Here is a 5,610-nt window from a genome sequence, read left to right as displayed (position 1 = left end):
ATGCCGTCAATAATCCAAGGAAAGCACCGAGAAACATGCTGGGAGCAAAAACACCTCCATCTCCTCCTGATGCCAAAGTTACCGAAGTGATAATTGGTTTGAGAAGTAAAACTCCCGTCATCGTAAGTAGAAACGAAGAAGTTAAAAATATAGAATCTGAATTTGACAACAAATTCTTTATAGCGTGATATCCTTCTCCATACAATTGTGGTAAAATCAACAAGGACGTACTTATAATTGCTGAACCAATCAGAATTTTAAACGAATGTTTTTCAATTTGGGCGAATTTTGATTTAATGTAAATCACCGATTTTGTAAGGTATACCGAATTGATTCCCGCCAAAACACCAAGCAATAGAAAATAAGGGAAGGCATGCAGGTGCCACTTGGTGACAGAAACTTCAAAAATCGGTTTTTCATCCAAAAGCAAAATGAAACTGTAAGCAACGGCTACCGACAAACTGGTTGTCAAGGCAAATATTTTGGTTACTTTTTTGGAAATTACTTCAAAAGAAAATAGAATTCCGGCAATCGGACTGCTGAACAAAGCGGTGATTCCGGCTGCGATTCCGGCACAAATGAGTTCGGTTTTATGTCTTTTAAATATGTTTTCTTTTTTCTGCGCCACTGAACCAATAGCTGCAGATGCTACCACGGTAGATACTTCAATCCCCGTAGATCCGCCAAAAACGACAGTTAGTAAACCATTAAAAAAATGAGAAGGAACTTTATAAACAGGTAGTTTTTTTGAAGAAGAATCCCTGGCTTCGAAGATTTCCTTAATTCCTTTGTTCTCTTTCTTTTTGAATAGTTTTTGGCGCAGTAAATAAATCACAGACAAACCAAAAACCGGAAAAACCAGAAAAAAAATCCAGTTTACAGAAGCTTTATGGAAAAGGATTTCTTCATAATGTTCCGTCAGATGTTTTAAGGAAACTGCCATGAAAGCACACAAAAAACCAATTAGTACAGCAACAATGCTCAATTTTTGGAATTTGATACGTTTGTAGTTTTTACGCAGTTGTGTGGTTTTGTTCATCGATTAGGGAATTCGGCTTCGCAAAAATAATTAACAGTTAATGAAAAAATCTTTTTGAAACGTTAAAGTTTAATTCAACCGAAGAAGTCAGGTATTAAAGACTCAATTCTTTTTTGATTTTTGCGGGCAGTTTATCTTTTACCAGCGTATAGGATTGTGTTATGTAGTACTTCCATTCTTTAGCGGATAAAGTTGTAATGTCTTCCACTAAAACCCATTTGTAGCGCGCCACATAAGGAGCGGGCTTGAATCCTTTTTTAATTGAAAGTTCATCGAATTCTTCCGGAGTAACTTTAAAGGAAGCAGATGTAGGGGATTGATTCAGTCCCACAACACAAAACATTTTAGTACCAACGCAAAAACACAAATCGCTTTCCCATTTGATGTCTTCGGTAACCGATGGTAACGATTTGCAAAGTTCCTGTAATTCTTCAATATTCATAATCAGAATTTATTTTTAGCTATTTTTTCGTGAATTTCAGGAACTTCCATTAAAGCGGCGCTACAATACCAAGGCGTTAGTTCCACTTCAAATATTTTTGCTTTTACAGCAGGATCGGTTTCCGCCAGTTTTTGGGCTTCTTCCACGGTAGCGCAGTTAAAAATGTAGATGCCACGGTAATTACGGTCGTTTTTCATAAATGGTCCTGCGACAACTAACTTTCCTTCATCTGCAAGACGGTTGATGTTAGCCATATGGCCTTCCATGTATTTCGTTTTTTCTTCTTTGGTAGCCGTAGTGTTGGTTCCTGTTTTAAGAATGCAGAACACATAGGTTTTCATGCCGTGTTCGTCGGCGCCTAATTCTTTAGCCAGCTTTTCGTCGTACGTTGTTTTGTTATCCTGGGCTGAAAGCACGTTCATGAACGAAATCAGTGACAAAGCACAAATTATTTTTTTCATAAAATTACCGTTTAATCTTTCAAAGATAGCTAAACTCATGAGTTATGAATGAATAAATACACAGATTTGAATGGCTTTCAACTAGTTTTTGATCAACTTAATGGAATTTTTATGGTTATCATCAATTCTGAAGAAATAAAGGCCTCTTGTCATCTGACTTATATCTATAGTGGTTTCCATATCGTTTAACTGTCCTTTTTTGATTAATCTTCCGGTTTGATCGGTTATGAAATATGTTGGATTATCCTGATATTGGTTTGTTTTGACGGTTATCTTTTCAGATGAAGGATTAGGGTATAATAATAGATTTTTTTCTAATGAAAAATCTTCTGTCCCCAATGTGTAACCAAAAGTCATTCTCGATTCATTTACCCAAGCGTTGGTAATCCATTTTTGGTTAACTGATTGGTAGATGTTATTGCTTCCATCATATGTGACTAGTGATCTAATATTATCTACCCAAACTGACCCATTCCAAATTTGATATAATGTAACGGTTGATAATTCAGCACCATTGTAAGTATCTGTGATCTTGTAAGAGTTTACCCAGGCACTGCCGTTCCAGTTTTCACTTATTTGAGTGAGAACTTTATTTGCTGCTGTATAAGTGTAGGTCCTTCTTTCTTTGTTTACCCATGTTTCACTTGGGCTCCATTCTTGAGTGATGCTTTGATTTACGTTCCCGGAAGGATTGTTGGTATAAGTGGTTTGAAGGGCATTTTTCCAGGAACTGATATTATCCCAATTTTGACTCAAATAGTAAATGAGATATCCACTTCCATCATAGGTATTGGTCTCCAGAGTTGAGTTCCTCCAAGTGTCGGTTGCCAGTTCGGTAGTAGTGGTAAGTACTTTTTGGGAAGCGTTGTAAGTGTAAGTGGAACGTATTAGGTTTAACCATGTACTGGTTTCGGCGTGCCAAACTTGTATGACACCCTGATAAACTGTTCCATCAGGGTTATTGGTATGAATAGTTTGAGATTCATTTTGCCATTCACCTGGAGGTGTTATCCATAGATATCCGCTAATTAGAATTAAATGATTGGCACCGTTATAAGTATATATGGTTTGATAGGATTTTCCCCAATTAGAATTAACCCATTCCTCAAAAAGGGTAGAATAAACGTTTTGGCACAATGCATTTGAACTCATTAATATTATTGAAGAAAGAAATATATACCGAAACAGATTTATTATGGGGATTTGCGAGAAAGTATTAGTTTTCATAGTTGCAATTTTAATTTTCTACTTATAAAGCATAGAAAGGCAGAAGGTTTTGAATGATTTTATAGCGCGCTCTTTAAGAACGTGTAAGCCGTCGTGTACAATTCATTCTTTGTGTAGAAGACAATTGTCAAATGTCCAATAAAACTATTGGAATATGACTACAAAGTTATTAAATAAAGATATAACTACTTGTTTTTCAGATGATTAGACATATGTTTGTGATAGTTTAAAAACAATTCATCCACTAAAAACAACAATTCGGAATTATTTTTTAGTTTTTCCGTTTTTTCTGACGCAAATTTGTCCTGTTAAAATTTTATAGATGAAAACCCTTTTTACTTTTTTGTTTGTTTTATGCAGTATGAGCCTGTTCTCGCAGACCACCATTTCAGGTAAAGTGTTGGATCACAAAGGAAAACCTGTTGCTGGAGCGAATGTTTTTATTGAGGGCGCATATGACGGAGCAACATCGGACCCAAATGGGGAATTTTCTTTTGAGACATCGGAGAAAGGCAATCAGGTATTGGTAATCACTTTTTTGAATTTTGAAACCCAGAAAGTTCCGATTGTAATCGAAAGCTATGTTCCGTTAGCTATTAAACTTAAGGAAAGTGTAAATACTCTCGATACAGTTGTGATTTCAGCAGGAGCTTTTAAAGCTGGTGATAATTCGAAAGCATCTGCCTTAAAACCATTGGATATTGTTACCACCGCGGGAGCAGCCGGGGATATCATCGGGGCATTGCAAACCTTGCCGGGAGCACAGATTGTTGGTGAAAGTGGTCGCTTGTTTGTAAGAGGTGGAGAAGCAGATGAAACACAAACCTATGTAGACGGGATTCGCGTAGCACAGCCTTATAATGCTTCTGCCAACAATATTCCGACCCGCGGGCGATTTTCTCCTTTTTTATTCAGCGGAATGACTTTCTCAACTGGTGGATATTCGGCCGAGTTTGGTGATGCTTTATCAAGTGTGTTGTTGTTGAACACTATCAATGAAGTTGATAATGAAGAATCGAATTTTTCATTTATGACAGTCGGTTTAGGAGCAAGCAATACCCAGAAATGGGAAAAAAGTTCCCTGACGTTCAATTTGAGTTATATCAATTTAGAACCTTATCAGAAAGTGGTAAAACAAAATGTGGATTGGATTAAACCCTATCAGTCGATGTCGGGGGAAACGGTGTTCCGAAAAGGTTTTAACAATGGTTTACTTAAATTATACGCTGCTTTCGATTATACAACATTTAATCTGAATCAGGAGAATGTTAACTTTCCTGAACCGATAGGTGTAGATACCCAAAACAATAATTTTTATCTGAATTCCTCCTATAAAGGGAATTTCGGATCGGGTTGGGGGATTCAGACCGGAATCAGTTTCGGTTATAATCAGAATAAAAATGAAGTGGACCGAAGCAATCTGAAAAACAGGGAAAATGCATCCCACATGAAACTGAAACTTATCAAAAAGTTCACGCAAAGAATTCATTTGTCCTTCGGAAGTGATTACTTCATTACCGATTTTGACGAAAATTACAAGGATGTTACATTGGGAGGATTTGACTACGGTTATCGAAATAATATCGGAGCTGTTTATGCCGAAACGGATATTTTCTTTTCAAAAAAACTGGCCGCTAAATTAGGTCTTCGGGCCCTGAACAGCAGTTATATTGACAAAAGCAGCCTTGAACCCAGAATTTCATTGGCCTATAAAACGAGTAAGAACGGACAGGTTTCTGTAGCATACGGTGATTTTCATCAGAATCCGATTCAGAATTACCTGAAATTCCATTCAGATTTCAATTACGAAAAGACATCACACTACATTCTGAATTATTTGTATTCGGCAAATGGAAAAACACTCCGAGCAGAGGTTTTTTATAAAGACTATTCCGATTTGGTAAAATATGATACATATACGCCACTTTTCGGCAGTAATTTCAATAACAACGGTTATGGATATGCAAAGGGACTGGATGTTTTTTGGAGGGACAACAAATCAATACGTAATCTTGATTATTGGGTTTCCTATTCTTACATCGACAGCAAGCGTGATTACAGAAATTATGAAAGCAATGTAACACCAAGTTTTGTGGCTAATCACACACTTTCTGTTGTGACTAAATATTGGATTGATGATTGGAAGTCACAGTTGAGTATCACGAACAGTTTTGCAACCGGGCGACCTTATGATAATCCAAATGAAGCAGCATTTATGAACGGAAAGGCTAAAGATTACAATAGCTTGAGTATGAGTTGGGCTTATTTGCTTTCGCCCCAGAAAATTTTGTATTTTTCCGTATCCAATGTGTTGGGAAGGGATAATATTTTCGGATATGATTATGCACTTTCACCCGATAGTGAAGGGGTATTTCAACGCCAGGCCATTACGCAGCCGGCAGACCGGTTCTTCTTTATAGGATTCTTCTGGACGATCAGTA

General features: G+C 37.0%; 5 protein-coding genes. 1 reads left to right on the top strand and 4 read right to left on the bottom strand.

Going from position 1 to position 5,610, the window contains the following annotated elements; all coding sequences use genetic code 11:
- From VLB74_RS00450 to VLB74_RS00435, 4 genes are all read right to left on the bottom strand, one after another.
- On the bottom strand, positions 1-1,039 hold a 1,039-nt coding region (locus VLB74_RS00450; RefSeq protein ID WP_325201504.1), incomplete at its 3' end, for a chloride channel protein.
- A gap of 94 nt (positions 1,040-1,133) precedes the next feature.
- Positions 1,134-1,481 carry an MmcQ/YjbR family DNA-binding protein gene (locus VLB74_RS00445; protein WP_325201503.1) on the bottom strand — a complete coding sequence of 116 codons (348 nt, stop codon included), beginning with the start codon at positions 1,479-1,481 and terminating at the stop codon, positions 1,134-1,136.
- A gap of 2 nt (positions 1,482-1,483) precedes the next feature.
- Positions 1,484-1,942, bottom strand: a complete 459-nt coding sequence (locus VLB74_RS00440; RefSeq protein ID WP_325201502.1) for a YciI family protein — start codon at positions 1,940-1,942, stop codon at positions 1,484-1,486.
- A gap of 81 nt (positions 1,943-2,023) precedes the next feature.
- Entirely contained in the window at positions 2,024-3,169 is a 1,146-nt protein-coding gene (locus VLB74_RS00435; RefSeq protein WP_325201501.1) for a T9SS type A sorting domain-containing protein, read from the bottom strand.
- Positions 3,170-3,491: 322 nt separating this feature from the next.
- Here VLB74_RS00435 and VLB74_RS00430 point away from each other — a divergent pair.
- Positions 3,492-5,610 (top strand): TonB-dependent receptor (locus VLB74_RS00430; RefSeq protein WP_325201500.1); only part of this gene is annotated, 2,119 nt, incomplete at its 3' end.

This window comes from Flavobacterium sp., assembly GCF_035456225.1.
GTDB lineage: Bacteria > Bacteroidota > Bacteroidia > Flavobacteriales > Flavobacteriaceae > Flavobacterium.
Note: the sequence above shows the minus strand (reverse complement) of the source record. Positions and strands in the feature narration are given on the sequence as shown.